General features: G+C 68.7%; 35 protein-coding genes. All 35 read left to right on the top strand.

The genetic code is table 11. From position 1 onward, the window contains the following. The first annotated feature begins 240 nt into the window (after positions 1-240). The 35 genes from ACWCPY_RS25695 to ACWCPY_RS25525 all read left to right on the top strand — a co-directional run bounded on the left by ACWCPY_RS25695 (position 241) and on the right by ACWCPY_RS25525 (position 17,559). Positions 241-423 carry a hypothetical protein gene (locus ACWCPY_RS25695; RefSeq protein WP_451268665.1) on the top strand — a complete coding sequence of 61 codons (183 nt, stop codon included), beginning with the start codon at positions 241-243 and terminating at the stop codon, positions 421-423. 222 nt (positions 424-645) lie between these two features. Beyond that, on the top strand, positions 646-1,185 hold the full coding sequence (locus ACWCPY_RS25690) for a hypothetical protein (protein WP_451268663.1): 540 nt from the start codon (positions 646-648) through the stop codon (positions 1,183-1,185). Positions 1,186-1,320: 135 nt separating this feature from the next. After that, the gene (locus ACWCPY_RS25685; protein WP_451268661.1) at positions 1,321-1,545 is read left to right on the top strand and encodes a hypothetical protein; all 225 of its coding nucleotides are present in this window, start codon (positions 1,321-1,323) and stop codon (positions 1,543-1,545) included. 167 nt (positions 1,546-1,712) lie between these two features. Continuing rightward, positions 1,713-2,060, top strand: a complete 348-nt coding sequence (locus tag ACWCPY_RS25680) for a hypothetical protein (protein WP_451268659.1) — start codon at positions 1,713-1,715, stop codon at positions 2,058-2,060. Between the two features lie 103 nt (positions 2,061-2,163). Continuing rightward, positions 2,164-2,604, top strand: coding sequence for a hypothetical protein (locus ACWCPY_RS25675; RefSeq protein ID WP_451268657.1), 441 nt, complete (start codon positions 2,164-2,166; stop codon positions 2,602-2,604). A gap of 41 nt (positions 2,605-2,645) precedes the next feature. Continuing rightward, complete coding sequence (locus ACWCPY_RS25670) at positions 2,646-2,912, top strand: hypothetical protein (RefSeq protein ID WP_451268655.1); 267 nt, start codon at positions 2,646-2,648, stop codon at positions 2,910-2,912. Further along, positions 2,909-3,340, top strand: coding sequence for a hypothetical protein (locus ACWCPY_RS25665; RefSeq protein ID WP_451268653.1), 432 nt, complete (start codon positions 2,909-2,911; stop codon positions 3,338-3,340). Before ACWCPY_RS25670 ends, ACWCPY_RS25665 begins: the two co-directional genes overlap by 4 nt. After that, positions 3,337-3,474 (top strand): hypothetical protein, encoded by a 138-nt coding sequence (locus ACWCPY_RS25660; protein WP_451268651.1) that lies wholly within the window; start codon positions 3,337-3,339, stop codon positions 3,472-3,474. The genes ACWCPY_RS25665 and ACWCPY_RS25660 overlap by 4 nt, the downstream gene beginning before the upstream one ends. After that, a complete protein-coding gene (locus ACWCPY_RS25655; RefSeq protein ID WP_451268649.1) occupies positions 3,471-3,983 on the top strand; it encodes a hypothetical protein in 513 nt (170 codons plus the stop codon). The genes ACWCPY_RS25660 and ACWCPY_RS25655 overlap by 4 nt, the downstream gene beginning before the upstream one ends. Continuing rightward, positions 3,980-4,459, top strand: a complete 480-nt coding sequence (locus tag ACWCPY_RS25650; protein WP_451268647.1) for a hypothetical protein — start codon at positions 3,980-3,982, stop codon at positions 4,457-4,459. Before ACWCPY_RS25655 ends, ACWCPY_RS25650 begins: the two co-directional genes overlap by 4 nt. Next, positions 4,456-4,821, top strand: coding sequence for a hypothetical protein (locus ACWCPY_RS25645; protein WP_451268645.1), 366 nt, complete (start codon positions 4,456-4,458; stop codon positions 4,819-4,821). The genes ACWCPY_RS25650 and ACWCPY_RS25645 overlap by 4 nt, the downstream gene beginning before the upstream one ends. Further along, complete coding sequence (locus ACWCPY_RS25640) at positions 4,814-5,014, top strand: hypothetical protein (protein WP_451268643.1); 201 nt, start codon at positions 4,814-4,816, stop codon at positions 5,012-5,014. The genes ACWCPY_RS25645 and ACWCPY_RS25640 overlap by 8 nt, the downstream gene beginning before the upstream one ends. Continuing rightward, a complete protein-coding gene (locus tag ACWCPY_RS25635) occupies positions 5,011-5,526 on the top strand; it encodes a RusA family crossover junction endodeoxyribonuclease (protein WP_451268641.1) in 516 nt (171 codons plus the stop codon). The genes ACWCPY_RS25640 and ACWCPY_RS25635 overlap by 4 nt, the downstream gene beginning before the upstream one ends. After that, positions 5,523-6,194, top strand: coding sequence for a WhiB family transcriptional regulator (locus ACWCPY_RS25630; protein ID WP_451268639.1), 672 nt, complete (start codon positions 5,523-5,525; stop codon positions 6,192-6,194). The genes ACWCPY_RS25635 and ACWCPY_RS25630 overlap by 4 nt, the downstream gene beginning before the upstream one ends. Next, a complete protein-coding gene (locus tag ACWCPY_RS25625) occupies positions 6,191-6,931 on the top strand; it encodes a hypothetical protein (protein WP_451268637.1) in 741 nt (246 codons plus the stop codon). The genes ACWCPY_RS25630 and ACWCPY_RS25625 overlap by 4 nt, the downstream gene beginning before the upstream one ends. Positions 6,932-6,951: 20 nt before the next feature. Then, positions 6,952-7,467 (top strand): single-stranded DNA-binding protein, encoded by a 516-nt coding sequence (locus tag ACWCPY_RS25620; protein ID WP_451268635.1) that lies wholly within the window; start codon positions 6,952-6,954, stop codon positions 7,465-7,467. A 156-nt stretch (positions 7,468-7,623) separates the two neighbouring features. Then, positions 7,624-8,121, top strand: a complete 498-nt coding sequence (locus ACWCPY_RS25615) for a hypothetical protein (RefSeq protein ID WP_451268633.1) — start codon at positions 7,624-7,626, stop codon at positions 8,119-8,121. A gap of 168 nt (positions 8,122-8,289) precedes the next feature. Next, positions 8,290-8,511, top strand: coding sequence for a hypothetical protein (locus tag ACWCPY_RS25610; protein ID WP_451268631.1), 222 nt, complete (start codon positions 8,290-8,292; stop codon positions 8,509-8,511). A gap of 97 nt (positions 8,512-8,608) precedes the next feature. Then, complete coding sequence (locus ACWCPY_RS25605) at positions 8,609-8,905, top strand: helix-turn-helix domain-containing protein (protein ID WP_383722943.1); 297 nt, start codon at positions 8,609-8,611, stop codon at positions 8,903-8,905. A 75-nt stretch (positions 8,906-8,980) separates the two neighbouring features. Beyond that, complete coding sequence (locus ACWCPY_RS25600) at positions 8,981-9,508, top strand: hypothetical protein (protein WP_451268629.1); 528 nt, start codon at positions 8,981-8,983, stop codon at positions 9,506-9,508. Positions 9,509-9,510: 2 nt separating this feature from the next. Beyond that, positions 9,511-9,954, top strand: a complete 444-nt coding sequence (locus tag ACWCPY_RS25595; protein ID WP_451268627.1) for a hypothetical protein — start codon at positions 9,511-9,513, stop codon at positions 9,952-9,954. A 1-nt stretch (position 9,955) separates the two neighbouring features. Further along, positions 9,956-10,348, top strand: a complete 393-nt coding sequence (locus tag ACWCPY_RS25590) for a hypothetical protein (protein WP_451268625.1) — start codon at positions 9,956-9,958, stop codon at positions 10,346-10,348. Continuing rightward, a complete protein-coding gene (locus ACWCPY_RS25585) occupies positions 10,345-10,737 on the top strand; it encodes a helix-turn-helix domain-containing protein (protein WP_451268623.1) in 393 nt (130 codons plus the stop codon). Before ACWCPY_RS25590 ends, ACWCPY_RS25585 begins: the two co-directional genes overlap by 4 nt. Positions 10,738-10,843: 106 nt before the next feature. Further along, positions 10,844-11,083 carry a hypothetical protein gene (locus ACWCPY_RS25580; RefSeq protein WP_451268621.1) on the top strand — a complete coding sequence of 80 codons (240 nt, stop codon included), beginning with the start codon at positions 10,844-10,846 and terminating at the stop codon, positions 11,081-11,083. A 52-nt stretch (positions 11,084-11,135) separates the two neighbouring features. After that, the gene (locus ACWCPY_RS25575; protein WP_451268619.1) at positions 11,136-11,411 is read left to right on the top strand and encodes a hypothetical protein; all 276 of its coding nucleotides are present in this window, start codon (positions 11,136-11,138) and stop codon (positions 11,409-11,411) included. Then, positions 11,408-11,905: a hypothetical protein gene (locus ACWCPY_RS25570; protein WP_451268617.1), complete on the top strand. Its 498-nt coding sequence runs from the start codon at positions 11,408-11,410 to the stop codon at positions 11,903-11,905. Before ACWCPY_RS25575 ends, ACWCPY_RS25570 begins: the two co-directional genes overlap by 4 nt. Continuing rightward, the gene (locus ACWCPY_RS25565; protein ID WP_451268615.1) at positions 11,902-12,489 is read left to right on the top strand and encodes a hypothetical protein; all 588 of its coding nucleotides are present in this window, start codon (positions 11,902-11,904) and stop codon (positions 12,487-12,489) included. The genes ACWCPY_RS25570 and ACWCPY_RS25565 overlap by 4 nt, the downstream gene beginning before the upstream one ends. Beyond that, positions 12,486-13,142, top strand: a complete 657-nt coding sequence (locus ACWCPY_RS25560; protein ID WP_451268613.1) for a nuclease-related domain-containing protein — start codon at positions 12,486-12,488, stop codon at positions 13,140-13,142. Before ACWCPY_RS25565 ends, ACWCPY_RS25560 begins: the two co-directional genes overlap by 4 nt. Positions 13,143-13,372: 230 nt before the next feature. Continuing rightward, positions 13,373-13,717, top strand: a complete 345-nt coding sequence (locus ACWCPY_RS25555; RefSeq protein WP_451268611.1) for a hypothetical protein — start codon at positions 13,373-13,375, stop codon at positions 13,715-13,717. Between the two features lie 2 nt (positions 13,718-13,719). Next, on the top strand, positions 13,720-14,049 hold the full coding sequence (locus ACWCPY_RS25550; RefSeq protein WP_451268609.1) for a DUF6233 domain-containing protein: 330 nt from the start codon (positions 13,720-13,722) through the stop codon (positions 14,047-14,049). Positions 14,050-14,109: 60 nt separating this feature from the next. Further along, a complete protein-coding gene (locus ACWCPY_RS25545) occupies positions 14,110-14,451 on the top strand; it encodes a MazG nucleotide pyrophosphohydrolase domain-containing protein (protein WP_451268607.1) in 342 nt (113 codons plus the stop codon). Between the two features lie 90 nt (positions 14,452-14,541). Continuing rightward, on the top strand, positions 14,542-15,420 hold the full coding sequence (locus ACWCPY_RS25540; protein ID WP_451268605.1) for an ATP-dependent DNA ligase: 879 nt from the start codon (positions 14,542-14,544) through the stop codon (positions 15,418-15,420). A gap of 126 nt (positions 15,421-15,546) precedes the next feature. Further along, on the top strand, positions 15,547-16,080 hold the full coding sequence (locus ACWCPY_RS25535) for a helix-turn-helix domain-containing protein (RefSeq protein WP_451268603.1): 534 nt from the start codon (positions 15,547-15,549) through the stop codon (positions 16,078-16,080). Between the two features lie 37 nt (positions 16,081-16,117). Next, positions 16,118-16,681, top strand: a complete 564-nt coding sequence (locus ACWCPY_RS25530) for a hypothetical protein (RefSeq protein WP_451268601.1) — start codon at positions 16,118-16,120, stop codon at positions 16,679-16,681. Continuing rightward, the gene (locus ACWCPY_RS25525; RefSeq protein WP_451268599.1) at positions 16,678-17,559 is read left to right on the top strand and encodes a hypothetical protein; all 882 of its coding nucleotides are present in this window, start codon (positions 16,678-16,680) and stop codon (positions 17,557-17,559) included. Before ACWCPY_RS25530 ends, ACWCPY_RS25525 begins: the two co-directional genes overlap by 4 nt. Positions 17,560-17,587 lie beyond the last annotated feature (28 nt).

Genomic DNA, 17,587 nt, shown 5'->3' with positions numbered 1-17,587 from the left:
GACTGCACCCACGGGTCGCCCTTCCCGATGCCGGAGGAGCGGAGACGCCCCATGCCCTCATCCGCCAAGCCCGTGCACCCCGACGGCCCCCCAGGCCCCGCGAGCAGTCACGGCACGGTCATCCGGTTCGACAGGCGCACCGCACGTAGCGGACGTGGCCGGCGCGCACCCCAGCCCGCCCCGTCCGAACCTGTGGCGGCCCGCTCACCGCTGGAGGAGCTGGCTATCACCCTTGAGGCAATGTTCCTGCACAACGGCCGGACCCTGTCCGACGAGGCGACCGCGGACGCGTTCCGTCTCACGCTCGACACTGTTCTCCTCATGCTCGACGGATCCCGCGCAGAGCACCTGGTAGGGGAGGAGGAGTACCGGCACCTCGCCGGGATGATCGACGGGATGCGGGGCGCACCCGAAGCCCTGTGAATATGCCGAGCACTAATGCAGGTTGATCTGTGACAAGTTGGCAACAGCCCCATACGCACCGTTGATCACTTACCACTTTCAGTTCAACTCGCGACCAACTCATGCCAGACTGGGGCGTCCGGAATAACCCGGAGTAACAGCCTCCGGCCCCCGGCGCGCGCTCCCCGGCACATACACCGTCACGCACCGCGCCCCCGGGCCGGCATACGGGACGGGGACAGCATGAGTTCGGGAGCAGACGACACCACCGCCCAGCGGCTCCGCCTCCTCCAGGCGGAGTTCACCGAGCATCCCCGCACCGGACCCGGCGACGGACGATCATCCCGCCCCGCCCACGCCCCCGCCCCGATCAACCTCGGTGTCGTCGACCGGATCCGCGCCGCCGTTTACGAAGTCGAGACGCACACCCGGGCCGCCTTCCCCCAAGCCCTCCCGTTCACCGGTGAGGCCGACCGCGTCTACGACTGGGCCCGCCAGCACACCGCCCACCTTGAGACCGAGCAGCAGAACGCCCGCGAGGCGATCATCTACCGGCAGGGTCTCGAGCACGCCATCGCCGCGGGTGACACCAGCGTGATCCGCCGCCACCCCTGCCCCCAGTGCGGATGCTACGGCCTGTACTGGCGGGCGAAGGCCCAGCGCGCGGTGTGTGTGAACCACTTCTGCACCGACGACGACGGTGTCTCCCACATGTGGGAGCTGAAGCAGCTCGCCCAGGAGCACGTCGCCCAGAACAGCGCCGTAGCCCGCCGTGCAACCTGACCGCCCCCTCGGCGGTCTACCCACCGGAACCACAGCTTCATCACGCAACACTCGCAAGCGGATTTGCTGAATCCATCCACCCTGTATCGGCCGCCGGAGCTGCGAACGACGGCCAGCCGACACCGGGAGCACACCGTGGCCATACAGACGATCGTCCCGTACACGGTCGCCAGCGACATGATGACCCTCGAGGAGATCAGCGACCAGCTCAAAGCAACCGGGCATCCTGCCTCTGTCTCCACGATCCGCCGATGGATCGAGAGAGATGACCTGTACACCGAGCGGCATCACCGCCGGGACTACGTCAGCTTCAGCGACATCCTGATGGCCCACCAGGAGGCCGTGGCCCGCCGGGACTGACCCGCCGGCCACCGTCCGACGACGCCCCCGCCCAGAACGACTTGGGCGGGGGTTTCTTCATGCCTACCTAAATATCCATTGTGATCACCATGGAAATGTGGGTAGAGTGGCTATGCCGACAACGAGACGCACAAGCGTCCCGGAGTACCCCATCCCTGGAGGCCACCATGGCCAACGCCGTGATGACGCACGCCCCGGCCCACCCCACCACCGTCAACTACGCCACCCTCACTCCGGCAGCACAGGACACCTTCGACCGGCTGATGGAGCAGGCAGACATCACCGCCTCCGCCACCGAGTACGAGGCGCTCATGACCGCCGCCATCGCCATCACCGGCATCGGCAGGCCCCGGTACAACGAGATCTTCAGGTGCGCCTGCCCGTGCACCTGCCCCGTCATCTTCGACGCCGACGACCCGGACGCCCACGTCATTGAGGAGTCCGGCGGCTACAACCTCGGTCGTCTCCAGTGCCCCACCTGCGCCGACCAGCACCCCACCCCCGAAGAGCAGTAACCCCAGCTCCCCGGCCCCGAGTCGAGCACCACACCCGAAGGGGTGCGCAGTAGCTCCCGGGGCCGGGTGCCCACCCACACCGCGCACTCACCGGGAGACCGCCATGGACCTGCCCCGCACCAGCACCGGCACCATCCTCGACGTCACCGCCCAGCACCTCAGCTACTACGGCCTTGAGCGCACCGACCTCATCAACACCGGCCAGGACGCCCTCAGCATCGAGGCCGCCGTGTTCCGTGCCGTCACCGGCCGCATCCCGGACGCCTTCACCCGGGACCCGAAGACGGCCGAGCTCCTCCTCGAGACGAGCGAGCCCACGCAGGAAGCACTCGCCTGGATCTCCGCCGTGCTCCCCACCGACGCCCCGCACGACCCGGACACCGGCATCGACGACCACCTCGAGCACATCCGCACCTGGGTCAGCACCACCGACTTCTTCACCGGCGCCGTCCCGACCGTGCCCGAGGTCATCGGCATCGTCCTCCGCGCTCAGCAGACCGCCGAGAGCCTCGCCGCGGTCCCCGCCCAGCGCATCGCCGCCTGACCACCCGTCCTCCGCACCACCGCCCAGAACGGACCCACGCCATGACCACCATGACCATCGCCCCCGCCATCACCGGCGGCCACGACCCTGCGTTCTACGCCGGCCGCGCCGACGCCTACGACGACCACCGCGCCGGAACCAACCTGGACACCCTCATCGTCCGCCTCGGCTACCTCATCGACGACCACCCCGTCACCCAGTACGCCGCCGGGTACGCCGCCCGCGTCTGGGAGATCGACCGGGAGCAGCGCGCCGTAACGGTCGCCGAGCTCGAGCTGGCCCACATCCTTCCGGGCGGTGCCCGATGAGCCGAATCGCCGACGACCTGAACCGCATCGGATACGGCCTTATGGAGCGCCGGATGCGAGCCGCTGAAGCTGTTGCCTGGCAGGCGCTCAACATCACGCCCTACGCCAATGAGACCGCCACCGAACTGCTCGCCCGCATCCGGTTCTCTGCAGAACGGAACCACCCCGAACTGATCCTGCGGTTCGAGCACTCCCGCCAGGAGATCCTTCTGCGCGCCGAGGACTGCGGTTGCAACCCCGACAGTGACGGCTACGACGACGACCACTGCGAGTCCGACGAGGGCGGCGAGTACCTGTGCGCCCGCCAGCACCTCGGCTGGATCTGCGGGGACTGCGTCAACGAGGACGACAGCGGTCCCACCTGGCGGCCTGATCGGTACGAATGGCCCTGCCCGGCGGTGGCCGCGCTGGATCAGACCGCCCAGTGACCTGTCCCACCGCGCCCGAACTCATCGCGCTCGTGCTGGGAGCCGTAGCCATCGCCATGATCTGCGCCTCCCAGCACGGCATCGGCACCACCAACCCGCAAGACCCGCCGGACCCGGACGGAGAACTCCCGTGAGCAGGAAGACCAGCACCAAGCAGCGCCCCAGCTCCGCACCGAAGAAGACCGCAGCCCCCACCCGCGCGGTCCTCCCCGTCCGGCCCCACACCGACGCCGAGTTCATCACCGAAGCCCAGATCGCCGCCGCCTACACGGCCCGTCTCGCCGAACTCTCCCTCATCCCCATAACCGCCTGGACCCCGCAGCCCGACGGCAGCGTCCGCGCCGTATTCCCCTCCGGCGCCAGCCTCACCCACACAACCGGCACCCCCGGCTTCGACGCCCTCACCCCCTGCCCCCAAGGCGCCGTACACCACAACCACATCACCACCGGCACCCAGCTCCGTGAGGCTGCCGCAGCCGCCGCCCACTGCACCCAGCTCCACGGCCGGACCCGCACCCTCACCCTCGCCCAAGCCGCCACCACCACCGCCGACACCCAAGCCCTCACCCGCAACGACATCGACACCGGCCTCGCCGCACGCAACGCCGACAACGAGAAGCCGAAGGGACACCCCCAGTCATGACCACCCCGCCGTACACCAACGCAGACCTCCGCGCCGAAGCCGCCCGCCAGCACGCCGATCTCGCCAAGAACTCCGACAAGGGGTGCGTGGGCGACGGCATGGAGCGCGGCCGGGTGCCGTCCGTAGAGACCGAGAAGGACGGGAGCGCCCGCACCTGGGCCGAACTCCTGGACCCGGAAGGCGATGACACCGACGAGTTCCGTGCCGCGCAGCAGGAGATCCACACTCTGATCACCAGCGCCGCCGACGTGTCCACGTGGGCCATCCAGCTCGGCGCAGCAGGACTCACCCCGCACCCCGCCATGGGCTGGTACTGCACCACCAGCGGATGGGACACCGCCGTGCAGATCGCCACCCACCCGGACCTCCGCCCTGACCTGGTGGCAGAGATCCAGGCAGCGGTACGAGCCGCCATCGACAACGTGATGGCGAGCACCGGCTGCACGGTTACCCACGCCAAGGAGCCGACCCGGTGAGCACGCACCCCGACCAGACGTACATCGCGATCCTCGGCGCCGCCCTCGCCCAGGCCAACATCAACGCCCTCATCCTCGCCGAGAACGGCCCAACCCAGCTCGGCCGCCCCCACCCGCACCACCCCGGCTACCGCATCTGGAACGGCAACCTCTGCCGCGTCGGCCACCACGACCACGGACCGTTCGTCCTCGAGGTCAACGCCATTCTCCCCGGCCGCATGTACGCCGACATGGCCCACCACCGCCACGCCCACCTCAACCAGGCCGGCGAATGGGTCCGCTGCCACGCAGACGCCGACGGAGCCGTCCCCATCACCCTCACCATCACCCAGGTACGCGACCAGGACGACCCCGGTGACTGAGTACGAGATCGCCTGCCTCGGCAAAACCCGGTTCACCACCCGCCGCTTCGCCCGCAAAACAGCCAGCCGCATACGCCGCACTGGCGGCCCCGCCTTCCGCGCCTACCGATGCGACTACTGCGGCCTCCACCACCTCGGCCACCGAGCTGGCCATGCCACGTACCGCCGACACACCCCGGAGCTCACCCAATGACCCTCACCGCCCCCGACCTCACCGGCGCCTACCCCTGGAACCCCACCCCGCGCGTCTGTGTCGCCGTCTACGGCATCGCCGGACCGCAGGGCAGCAAGTCCCCCGCCGGATGGGGCAAGAGCCGCAAGACCGGCAAGACCATCCCCCTCATGCGGGAGTCCTCCACCAAGGTCAAACCCTGGCGCGACAAAGTCCAGGCCGCCATCCAAGCCGCCCTCCTCACCGGGGAAGCCCAGTACCTCGCCGGCCCCGTCCGCGCCGACATCACCTTCACCATGCCCAAGCCGCTTAGCGCCCCCAAGCGCCGCCGGACCTACCCCGCCGTCTACCCCGACATCGACAAGATCGAGCGCTCGACTTACGACGCCATCACGAAAGCCGCGGCGTGGGAAGACGACGGACGCGTCATCGAGAACCACAACCGCAAGGTCTACCCCGGCGAACACCCCGACGCCCTCGACCGCCCCGGCGCCATCATCCGCCTCTACACCCTCACCGGAGACCCGTCATGACCATTCTCAACGCGGACACGCGCCGCAGTAGGAGTTACGCCGCGCCCGCATCCCCGGACTGGAAGACCCGAAGCGTCTGCCGCGGCGAGCTCGCCGACGACTTCTACAGCACGGTCAAGTCGCGCAAGGAGCGCGCGCGTGCCCTGTGTGTCGGGTGCCCCGTCATCGTCGAGTGCCTGAACAACCAGCGGCAGTCGGACGATGCGATCTACCGGTGGGGTGTTGGTGGCGGGCTCGACCCGGAGCAGCGGCGGGCGCTGGAGTTGGAGGAGTTGCTGGGGCACGTTCCGAACTTGGCCATGGCCAGGGTGCTGGTGTCCCCGCGGTGGCTGTGGCGGCTGTGGCAGCTGAAGGCCGGCTGCCGGTCCCTGGAGGGCATGACGGCTGCGCTTCGCAAGGACGGCTTGTTCGTCGATGAGGTGACCGTGCGGGTTGCGGTGTGGTGGTCGGGCGGCGAAGGGTCGCGTATGGCCCGCCTGGCGCCCGGTGACAAGCGGACGTGGAGGGCGCAGCTCAGGGACGACTACGCGGACGTGGTCGTGGCTCTGCATGAACTGGGGGCGAGGCGTGTCGATATTGCCGCGTACCTGGGGATCCCGGGCACGAACGGCGCGAAGGGCGTCTGGGGCGTTCTGAAGGCTGCGGCGGAGACGGAGGTCGCGGCATGAGCGCCCTGACTGCCAAGCAGCGCGGCGACCTTGCCGAGGACATGCTGCCTGTGGCCGCGCACCTGGCCGTCCTGGTCCACGGAGATGGTGGCCCCGAGGACATTCGCGATGTTGTCACCGGGCTGGACGATGCGCAGCGCAACGCGCTCATCGTTGTCCTGGCCGGCCTGGTCGATCCGGAGCAGCCGATGGGGCGTGCGCTGGGCTGGCTGGACTTCAACGAGGACGGGGCGTTGACGGTCCCGCACTGGGGTGAGAACCGGCCGGTCCGTGACCTGGCTGCGGTGCCTGATCCCGACTGTGGCAGTGAGTACGTCGACCCTGTGGCTGTGCAGCGCTTCGTCGAGGGGCTGCCGGTGGATGTTTCGGACGCCGAGCTGCTGGTTGCGCTGGAGAAGTGCTTGGGCCGCGGCATGACTCTGCGCCAGGTTGACCAGTTGCGCCGTGTCCCGAAGGGGACGACGGAGAACGCGGTGAACCGGCTGCGGAAGGCGTACACGCGGGCTGGCCGGGAGCTTCCCCCGGTGTTGCGGAGTGGCGAGAAGCAGGCCGGTTTCACCAATGCTCAGGTCGTCGAGATCCGTGAGAAGTACGCGGCGGGTGGGGTGACGGACCTGGAGCTGTCGATGCAGTACGGCCGGCCCCGGAGGGTGATCACGTCTCTGCTGTCTGGGGCGAGTTACCGGCACGTGGGTGGGCCGATCAGGGTGCCGCGCAGCGTGGCACGAGCAAGCTGACGAGAGAAAAGGGACAGGACATGGCAGGCGAGACAGTGATCACGGTGGTCGGGAACCTCGTGGCGGATCCGGAGTTGCGGTTCACTCCGGCCGGCGCGGGCGTCGCGAAGTTCACGGTGGCGTCGACACCGCGGGTGTTCGACCGGCAGACGAACGAGTGGAAGGACGGCGAGAGCCTGTTCCTGCCGTGCTCGGTGTGGCGTCAGCAGGCTGAGCATGCTGCGGAGTCGCTGCAGAAGGGCATGCGGGTCATCGTGCAGGGCCGGCTGAAGCAGCGGTCGTACGAAGACCGTGAGGGCGTCAAGCGGACCGTGTTCGAGATGGATGTTGAGGAAGTGGCCCCGTCGTTGCTCCGGGCGACCGCGGTGGTGACTAGGGCGGCGGGGAAGGGTGCGCCGGAGGTTCAGCAGGCGCGGCGTCAGCAGGGTGCGGTGTCGGCGGAGGATCCGTGGGCGCAGGGGACGCCGGGTACGGGCCGGCCTTCGGGTGGCGGTGGCGGGTGGGGGAGCGGCGCGGACGAGCCTCCACCGTTCTGACGGTGCAGGTGTGTGGCTGAGGGTCCGGTTCCCGGTTCGGGGGTCGGGCCCTTTGTCGTGGGTGGGCACAGTCCCGCCATTCCTATTGTGTTCACCATGGGAATGTGGGTAGTCTGGCTATGCCGACAACGACCCACCCAGCTACAAGGGGGACCAATGATCGACAGCCTCGGCTTCAACACCGACCGCGACCTCGACGCCGAACTCGACACCCTCAACCGAGAGATCAACGCCCTCACCGGCCAGATCGCCATCAACAACTTCCACAGCCCCGAGGCCGCGTGGAACACCTCCGCCCAGCTCACCAACTACCTCGGCCGCGCGGAGCGCCTCGCCGAGGAGCTCGCCACCGAGCAGGCCGAGCTGGGCCGCCTGGCCGCCGCGATCCGCGCCGTCGGCAACCCGCACCTCGGGTTCATCGCCTACGTCGTGTTCGGTCCCGCCGCGCTGCCTACGGCGCCCCTGTACGAGGTGCGCGTCATCGAGCGTGTCGGCGGATACACGGTGCCGGGCCTGGTTCGCCGCCGGGTGGCTGCCGAGGACGTCGTCGAGACGCAGCGCGAGCTGCTGGCCGCGGTCGTGAAGCGGGGCGGTCACGCCGAGGTGTGGGGTCGCACGATCCGCGGCTACCGCACCCAGGTCACCGCGTACTGACCCCCTGACAGCCGCCCCTCCCTGGAGGGTGCGGCAAATCCGGCCGGCAGCCCACCGGCCGATGAACCACCGGTCCGACGCCTGCACCCCCGGCGGGCGCGGGCCGGTGGCCCCACACCAGTGCCCGTTTCTGAACTCCAAGATCGATCCATCGTTAGGAGCGCCGTCATGTCTCTCCCGTCCTGGCTCACCAGCCGTGTACTGGCTGACGCAGCCATCGCCACCGCCACTGCCCGACAGACTGCTACCGAGATCCACGAGCAGGGCCGCGACCACTACGACGACCCGACCTGGCGCTCCGCAGTCGCCAAAGCCCACCGCGCGACGGACAAGGCCGAGGAAATCGGGATCGACCCGCAGGACATCTTCGACGCATCCAAGGCTCGCTGAGCCCGGTGCCGTTCGCGTAAGCGTCAGTGCCGGTTACGCGAACGGCAGCCCAATCGATCGCACCACCACTGAGACCAAAACCCCGTGGAGATCTGTGATGAGGATCCGTCCCGACGTTGCCGAGCTGATGCATCAGGGCTTTAACAACGCGTACATCCAGAGGCACTGCGGGGTTTCCGCCCAGCACGTGTCCTGGGCGCGCAGCCGACTTCAGATGGCCAACGCCCCGGAACGACGTGACGCCACCGCTCTGGAACGCCTGTACGCGGAGGCTGTACCCACCGGCCGGGTCTACGACTACCAGCCGCCGGACGGCCGTATGCCGCTGTCACCGGCGCAGCAGGCCGCGAACCGGGCCACGCTCCTCGCCGCGCTGCGCGGGGAAGCGGCGTGAAGCAGCCCGCCACCGCCACGGTCCTCACCGCCCTCACCGGCGGACACACCCCGACCGCCACCTGAAAGGTATGCCGTGACCAACCTGTTCCAACTCTCCGAGCCGCAGCCCTTTGACGAGGGATACGCCGCAGGAGACGACGAATGCTCGTGCCCTAACCCGGACGACCAGTACCTGCTGGAGATCGACAACGGGGCCGTGTTTCTCTCCCACCGCGCATGCGGGAAGCAGCCCCGCGGCGACTACATGGACCTGGTGGAGATGGCCCAGATCCCGGTCACCATCAAGTCCCAGCCTTACGGCAGTTGCGACGGCAGCGAGTGGCACGGCGAGTACCGCTGTGACTGCGGCATTGCCCTTGTGGCCACAGTGAACGGTCTGACTGTTGTCCACGACGACGTGCCCTACCTCGCTCGAACTGGTGATGCCGGAATGACCGCCCGTATCCCGTCCCCGAACTCCTGCCGCCACTGCGGTATCGACCGGCGCGGCCACGCCCAGCAGTGGACGACTGAGTCCGGATGGCACACGTGGACCCCGCCCGCCCAAGACCAGATCCTCGCCCGCATGCGCGCCCGCCGCGCCGCCCCGAAGGAGTCCTGACCATGCTTGAGCTCGCCACAGCCCTCGTCGAAACGAAGGACGCCGCTGTCCGGTCCTGGTATCTGGCGGTTCGGGACCGGTATCCGTCCGCTCTGGTCCCGGACTGGCGGGTCGGTACGGCGGGGGACAGTGCGCCGCGCCTCACCGTGCAGGTGATTGGTGAGCACGCCCAGGAGGCGCTGCACCACTTCGCGTCCGCCTACCCGCTCTCCCTCGCCAACACCGGTGATCTGCGTCCCGTGGTCGAGTACCGGCCCGGTCGTGTCGTCTGCGTGTGGCGGACACGCGGGGTGTGGATCGAGATGTGGCACCACGACCTTCCCGCCGTACCCGCACCGACCCCGGCCCTCATGCCGAAGCGTCGGCAGTCATCCCCGTCCGGCCGGCTCCCGCTCAGCCGCCGCCTCACCAACATCCGTCGCCAGTACGCCACGAAGGAGATCTGACATGACCGAGACCGCCGACACGACCGAGGAAGTCCAGACGCCGGAGCAGCTGCTCGTCGACCTGTCCGAGCTGCACATGCGCACCCACGTCTCCCCGCTCCCCAAGCACCCGGCCGCCATGGGATGGCAGATGACCACCGGGGCTGTGGCCGCCGGGTTCGCCCGCACCCTGCACGCCCTGATGGAAGTGGCACCGGAGAAGGCTGCTGAGATCGCCGAGTGGTACCAGGGCCCGTTCGGGGACGGCCCGGACCCGGAGGAGCACACGGAATGGACGGCGCAGCACGTCGCGAAGAGCTGGGACGTGATGGAGCAGTGGGTTCAGGAGGCCAAGCAGCTTGCCGTGCAGGCGAAGGAAGCCACAGAGCGGCATGAGAGGGAGCAGCAGGCATGACCGCTCCCGTGCAGGTGGGCCCGTCGCCGGTCGGTGGCGGGCCCGCGGTCTCCCTGACCGAGAACGAGCTCACTGTCCTTCAGCGGGCCGCGCAGGGCGAGACGTACGCCGCCATCGCCAAAGACCTGGGGTACGCCGAGAAGTCCGTCACCAAGATGGCGCTGCGCCTGAACCGGAAGCTCGGCGCCTTGAACATCACGCACGCCGTACTCCTGGCCTGCCAGGCCGGCCTGTTGGACGGGAAGCCGCGCCGCCATGGCGACCATGCCGGGTTCGCTGCGCATCAGTACCGGGGTGAGGAGCCGTGCGAGGCGTGCTGGGAGGGGGAGCGTGCGTACCGGCGGGACCGGAAAGCCGCCCGGAAGGCCGTGAAAGTCAACGCAGCGTGACCGGATTGGGTGTCGGGTCTCTTCTCAGCCGGGGTGGAGACCCGTACCCGCTAGTACAACTCGCTTGCTCGTAACCCACCGTCACATAACGCTCTGGAGGCGCCCCGTGATCCGCAAGCACCTCAGCAGCATTGTCCACCTGGCACTCATCTTTACCACCGCCCTCCCGTACGGGCTCTTCGTCAGCCTCGTCCGGATGCCGCTCTGGCTGACCCTGCTCGCATGCGCAGTCACTGGCCTTGTCATAGCCGTCGTCACCGAGCCCGTGGCCCGCGCGATCGTGCACCGGATCCAGGACCGGGAGCGCATCCGCTCCCTTGGCCAGAGCGACGGCGATGCCCAGTGACCGTCACCACCATCACCGGACCCGGCACCTACAGCCCGAGGGAGACAGCAGCATGAACATCCAGCCTGGACAGATCTACCGCAGCCTCACTAACCGCCACGCGCACGGCGGCGGCCCGGTCAGGATCAAGGTCGTTGGCGAGCCGCACACCATCCCAGGCGGATGGAACTTCGGCAAGGTCGACGTGGTCACCCTCACCGAGACCGGCCGCGAGATCCGCCGCCGCAACATTGAGGTGACCCAGCTCCATGACAGTGCCACCACCAAGGACGGGAAGCCCCGCCGTACGGGCTACGTCCTTGAGCAGTCCGAAGGGGAAGCGGCATGACCGCCCTGAACGCCCCGCAGCCCGCTGAAGGGCTGCGCCACCACCTCGCTGAGGCCATGGCCAAGGAGGCCGGATCGAAAGCATTCATGAAGCCCGGCACGGCGTGGGAGCACGCCCGTTCCGAGTGGCTGGCCCATGCCGACGCCGCGGTGAACGCTTTGCACCGGTGGGAGCAAGAAGGGACTCTGGCCCGCCTGTGCACCATCCCCGGCTGCTTCAAGCAGCTCAACGTGGCCGAGGCTGACCCGGGTTGGCTGCAGTCGTCCGCGGTCGGCTACATGTGCCCCGACCACGCCCCGATTCTGTGGAGGAACCCGGGCGACCCGCGCGACCGGCACGTCCCAACCTGGCAGCGCCGTTTCACGGAGACGCGGCTGTACTGCTCGTGCGGGTGGGACGCCGGCCCGACCTTGTTCCGGGGCCACGGCACCACCCTCTGGCAGGCCCACGCCCTCCAGGTCTTGAAGCTGGCGGACACGGAGGATGGCCGATGACCGAGGAAACCGCGCTCAAGTGGAAACGCCGGTACCTGGTGCCCGTGGCTCGCCTCAACCTGCCTGACCAGCCCGACCTGATCCACCTGTCCGTGTACCAGTGGATGCCCGCTTTTCAGGCGTGGGCGACGGGAATGGCGATCTGTGGCTACTCCACCCAGCAGGGGCCGCTGCCTAACGCCAAGGTGACGTGCTCCGAGTGCTTGGCCTACCAGCCTCGGTACGAGCGGATGCTGGCCCCCGGGTACCGGCCGGAGAACGACGACCCGGACGTGCTGCGGAAGCGCCTCGCGGATACCGAGGATGAGCGGGACCGTGCCCGGCGATGGGCTGTGCACCTGGAGAACGAGAACCGGCGCCTGGTCAACCAGACACACGAGGCGAAGGAGCAGGCGCGGGTCGCTACGGTCGCTGCCCTGAACCTTCAGCGCCAGACCCCGGAGGCCGCGCAGCGCACCCTAGGGCGTATCCGGGAGGCCCGTACGTGGGGTGCTGTGTGGATTGAGCTGGGCCAGTACTTCGGGCTGACGGCTGAACAGGCCGGTCTGGAGGCGCGTTCGCGCCGTCTGGGGGATTCCCTGTGAGCGGGCAGAACTCGGCGGCTGCGCATGCTGCTGCTCTTCGTGCGGGTGCCCGTCGTGGCCTGTGGTGGCGCCTCCTAGCCCTCCTGGGTGTTCGTACGGCCGGTGTCCGGCGGGCGGACTCTCAGGCGGCCCGGTGGCAGCACGGCGCCGTGGGGGAGGAGGTCACGGCCCGGATGCTAACCGCCCTCGAGGCCCGCGGGTGGGTGGTGCGGCACGACCTTCGATTACGCGGCCGCCGGTTCAACGTCGACCACGGCCTCGTATCCCCTTGCGGTACGGCGGTGGTGGTGTTGGACACGAAGAACTGGCACCGCGGCCGGCCCACGGCTCTGGTCGGCGGCCGGGTGCACTGCGGGGCGGAGGACCGGCACGAGCAGGTCGAGAAGGTCGCTGGGTATGCGCGACTCGTCGAAGCGGCGCTGAACATGCCGGGCGTGGCCGTGTGGCCGCTCCTCGTCGTGCACGGGTCACCGGTGGCCGGCGGGTATCTCGAGGCCCGGGTCCAGGGCTGGGAGGGTCCGGTGTACGTGCTGGGCCCGGACCGGCTGCTCCCGACGCTGGCCGGTGCGCCGAAGGCGACGGATGCGCGGCGCGCGGCTGCAGTGGTGGCGCGGGTGGATTCGGTGCTTCGGCCGTACATGGAGCGGTCCTGAGCCGTACGGTGGTTGTGCTGAGCAGTAGCGGTCCATCGTTCCTGGGGGGACGGTGGACCGCTTTTTGCGTTTGCTGCGGGGTGGCCTCGCCGCCGGGGGTGGCGGCGAGGCCGGGGCCAGTGTGGCAGGGGTGGGCTGTGGTGGGCAGGGTTTCGGGGGTGAGTGACCTATTTTGGGGTGGTTCGGCGCGTCATTCGCATCCGATATTCGAACAGACGTACCCTTGAGGCGTGTCGAAAACCTTCCGTTTCCCGCAAGACCTCCTCGATGCCCAGGTCGCTCTCGATGACACCCGTGCCGCGTACGAGGAGTACGCCAGGTCCCTTCCGTGGTCGGCCGAGCCGATGCCAGGGTGGGAGGGCGACAAGCAGCTCCACTCCTCCTACCGGTCCCACAAGGAGGACTCTCCCGGGTACACGGAGGAGCAGGCCGCCGAGGTCACCAGTTTCCGGGCCCGGCTGCTGGAGCTCAGCATCGTTGTGTCCACGCACCCCTTCTGGGACACCGTCGACGTTGGCGACCGTGTCGAGGCCCGCATGGCGCTCAAGCGCGCACACGAGCAGGCCGAGGCGTAACCATGCCCGGCAGTGACGGGATATCCGACCTGGACAAGAACCGGGTGCTGGAGCAGTGGCTGGAGTGGCAGCTGCGGCAGGTGAAGAACCGGATCCGGGAGATGGAGATCGCGGAGCAGCAGGAGCGACGCCGCCGGGAGCAGGCGCACGCCGCGATGCGGTGGAAGATCCAGCCGCAGCGGTCATCGTCGGCAGCCCTGGTGCACCGCGGGGACTGTGCCCTGTATCCGGTCGAGGGCGGATTCCTCGACCGAGAGGAAGCATTGATCGCCTTGGCGGAGCCGGACACCGAGCCGTGCCAGATCTGCAGGCCCGAGACGGGCCTGCAGTAGCGCGACTGAACGCCCGGCTTGAGAGCATGGAGGTCCGACACGGGCCGGCCGGAGGTGCGGATGAGCCTTGATGAGCTGCAGCAGCAGGCGATGCGAGTGCATGACCTGTACGACCAGCTGAACCGGCGTAGACGGGGCCGGGTATGGACCCGGGAAGAGTTCATGCTCGGCTTCGTGGGCGATGTCGGTGACCTGGCCAAGCTGGTCATGACCGAAGAAGGGGCTCGGGACATGCCGGGCGGGCGAGCGGCGCTGGAGCATGAGCTCGCGGACTGTCTTTGGTCGGTGCTCATCCTGGCTCGCCGCTTTGACGTCGATCTTGAGGCTGCCTTTCGCCGCACGATGACTGAGCTTGAGACCACGATCAGCGCTCGGCTCGCCGACGATGAGGACCCATCGTGAGCGCGAGGACCCGCTTCGGGTACAGGCAGGCGTAGGCCGTACGGACCGCCCGGCGCGCTCCGGAAGGGCGGGGCTCGCAGGATCGGTTCTGTGGACTTCCCGATCAAGGTGGCGTTGGCTCAGGCGGCCCCGACCATTCCTGAAGGGCCGGGCTGGTGGTTCGAGCCGAAGCTGGACGGCCACAGGACGGTGCTGCGCCGCACCGACGACACCGTGATCCTATACGCCCGTTCCGGCCGGGTCGTCACCCAGCACTGGATGGACCTGGCCGTCGCCGGCATGGCCCTGAGGCCAGGCACGGTCTTGGACGGGGAGGCGGTCATCTGGCGGGACGGTCGGCTCGACTTCGCCGCAGCACAGTCCCGGGCAGCGTCCTCCATCACCCGGGCCCGCACCCTGGCCGCCCGGCACCCTGCCTCATACCCCTGCTGGGATGTCCTGCAGCACCCCGACCCGGCGATCGGGGATCTCCGCAGCCGTCCGTACATCGAGCGCCGTGCCTACCTGCTTGAACTGCTTGCCGATGTGGGGGCGCCGATCCAGGTCGTCCCGGCCACTGACGACCGGGATGTTGCCGTGCTCTGGTACGACGCTCTGCGCGAGCAGGGCATTGAGGGCATCGTCTGCAAGCGGGGCGGGGCAAGCTATCCGGTGGGGCGACGCAGGGGGTGGGTCAAGGTGCGGCACGCGGACACTGTGGACGCCTTGGTGCTGGGGTTCATCGGCCCTCGGCTGAGACCGCATCATCTGGTCCTGGCGGTGGGGGACGAGGGCGGGCCGGCCCGGGTGTCCGCCCGCCTGGAGCCGGTCCTGGCTGCCCGGATCGGCGTCGTGCTGGCTGCTGCTGAGGTGCTTGGGGAGCGACAGGCCGGGGGCGAGCCGTTCACGAGGGTGGAGACGGACCTGGTAGTGGAGGTTCTTGCTGGGACGGGGCGGCACGGGACGCTGACCGTGGTTCGGATGCGGTGAGTTCGCGGGTGTTCGTTGCGTTGACCTGGGGATTCTGATTGGCCGTCATTCTTTCGGGTGACCCCCCTTCCCATAATGCCGTACGTACGGCATTATGGAGTCATCGCAAAGGGATAGGGGAACCCGATGAACACCACCACCGCCGCCGAGACCGCCAAGGTCACCGTCGCCACCATCCGCGACTGGGCCCGCCGCGGCATCATCACCGCGACCAAGGTCGCCGGCCGGTGGGTCATCGACACCGCCTCACTCGCCCGCCGCATCGAGATCGGCGCCCGCCGCCTCGCCCGCAAGGCCAAGAAGGTCGTTCTCACCGTCGAGAACATCAAGGCCATTGGCGGCAACGAGTGGATCCGCGGCAACCACCACCGCGTCTACCTCAACGACTGGGCCGAGTACGCCGGCATCGAGGTCACCCGGTACAACACCGGCAACATCTCCTCCGCCTTCCTCGGCGGCCGCGGCATCGCCAACGGGCGGGCCTACGACCTCCTCGGCGCCGTCAGCAAGGTGTACTTCGACGCCACCGACGGCCACCTCTACGTCCAGCACCACGGCGCCGACGCCTACGAAATCCGCTACCTCGACGGCGAGCGCAACTACGTCAACCTGGTCGCCCGCATCTTTGCCGGGGTCCGCGCCGCAGTCGCCGCCCTCTGACCAACCCGCAGCACGTATCCCGAAGGAGAACGCCCTCATGACCACGACCACCAGCTACGGCACTTGGACCAACCGCATCAACACCTTCAGCACCAGCCCGGACGCTGACGTCCTCGACTTCATCAACGGCGGCGACGACGACTGGTGCGAACTCCTGGAGAAGTCGGGCGCCCTCGACGAGATCAAGAGCGCGTACCGGGACGCGATCGAAGAGGCCCTGCCCGCAGGGGTTTCTCTGTGCGGTGAAGAGTTCATCGGGCCCGCCTACCCGGACGACGACGAGTTCGAGGGATACCCGGTCGACGAGGACGGTCGCCTGGACTTCGCCGCCTGCGTCGAGGACATCGACCTCGCACAGATCGTGGAACGCCACGACCCGCTCACGCTGGAGGACATCGGGCGTGACGAGCTGAAGTCCACGGCGAAGGACCCGTCGAAGGCGGCGTCCAAGGCAATGTCGCGACTCGGCGTGAAGGCCTTCTACTACGGCCCCAACCCGGATTCCGGGCGCCCGCAGTCCTACTTTCGGGCCGGCGAGGTCCGCGATGCCCTGACCGCGCGCCCCGGCAAGGGCAACCGTGGTGAGCGGGCCACGGCGTGACTACCCGCCCCTCTCACCTCCCGCGGCTGCGACGCCAGACACTGCGGCACCTCAATGACCCCGGCTACCCGCTGCGCGAGAAAACCTCGCAGGACATCACCAAAGGCCTGGACGCGCTGGCCGTCAGCATGGAGGTAGGCGACCTGTTCTGGGTGGGGCGGGACATGGCAGCGCTGGCCATGCACTCTGGTGGGCAGTTGGCCGCCGCCCGGTGGGCAACCGCGGACCGGCCTTCCTCGAGCGGCCTGCTGTTCTGGGAGGACGGCATCGGGCACATGGACGCCCAGGGGGTGCAGATCCCGGTCGAGGCGTGCGTATGGGGCCCTTACGAGGGCGAGATGCTGCTCTGGCTGCTGATGTCCCGAAGCCGGCTCGCCGCCGAGGTGGACCGGATCGGCCGCTACACAGTCGTAACAGAACAGATCCCGCCGCTGATTCCGATCTACGGGGCAACCATTCCGATCACCACGGAACCGTTGTCGCTCGCGGAAGTCGACCCGCAGCTCCCTCAGCCAGTCGTCGCGGCCCTTGCCGCGGCATGGCTGCTGATGCAACAGCCCCAACTTGTCGGCCGGACACGGGAACGTGCGGACAAGCCCACGGCGCGCGCCTACGCCCGGGACGGTCTTCCCTCGCCCGAGGTGACGATCGTGGACCTCCGGCGCCAGCACACCCCGCAGGACCGCGACCCGGACGCAGGCACTGACCAACGGACCTACCGGCACCGGTGGATCGTCTCCGGGCACTGGAGGACGTACAAATCGGAGCGGTACAGCGAGGAGCGTCGGGCCGACAAGCAGTGGATCCCCTCCCATCCCAAGGGCCCTGCGGGTGCGCCACTACTGGCGACGGAGAAGGTGAACGTGTGGCGGCGATGACCGCCCGCACAGCTGCGCCCCCATCTGG

This window comes from Streptomyces sp. NPDC002403, from assembly GCF_053593015.1.
The sequence above is the reverse complement of the archived record's forward strand: the minus strand, read 5'-3'. Positions and strand labels throughout refer to the sequence as shown.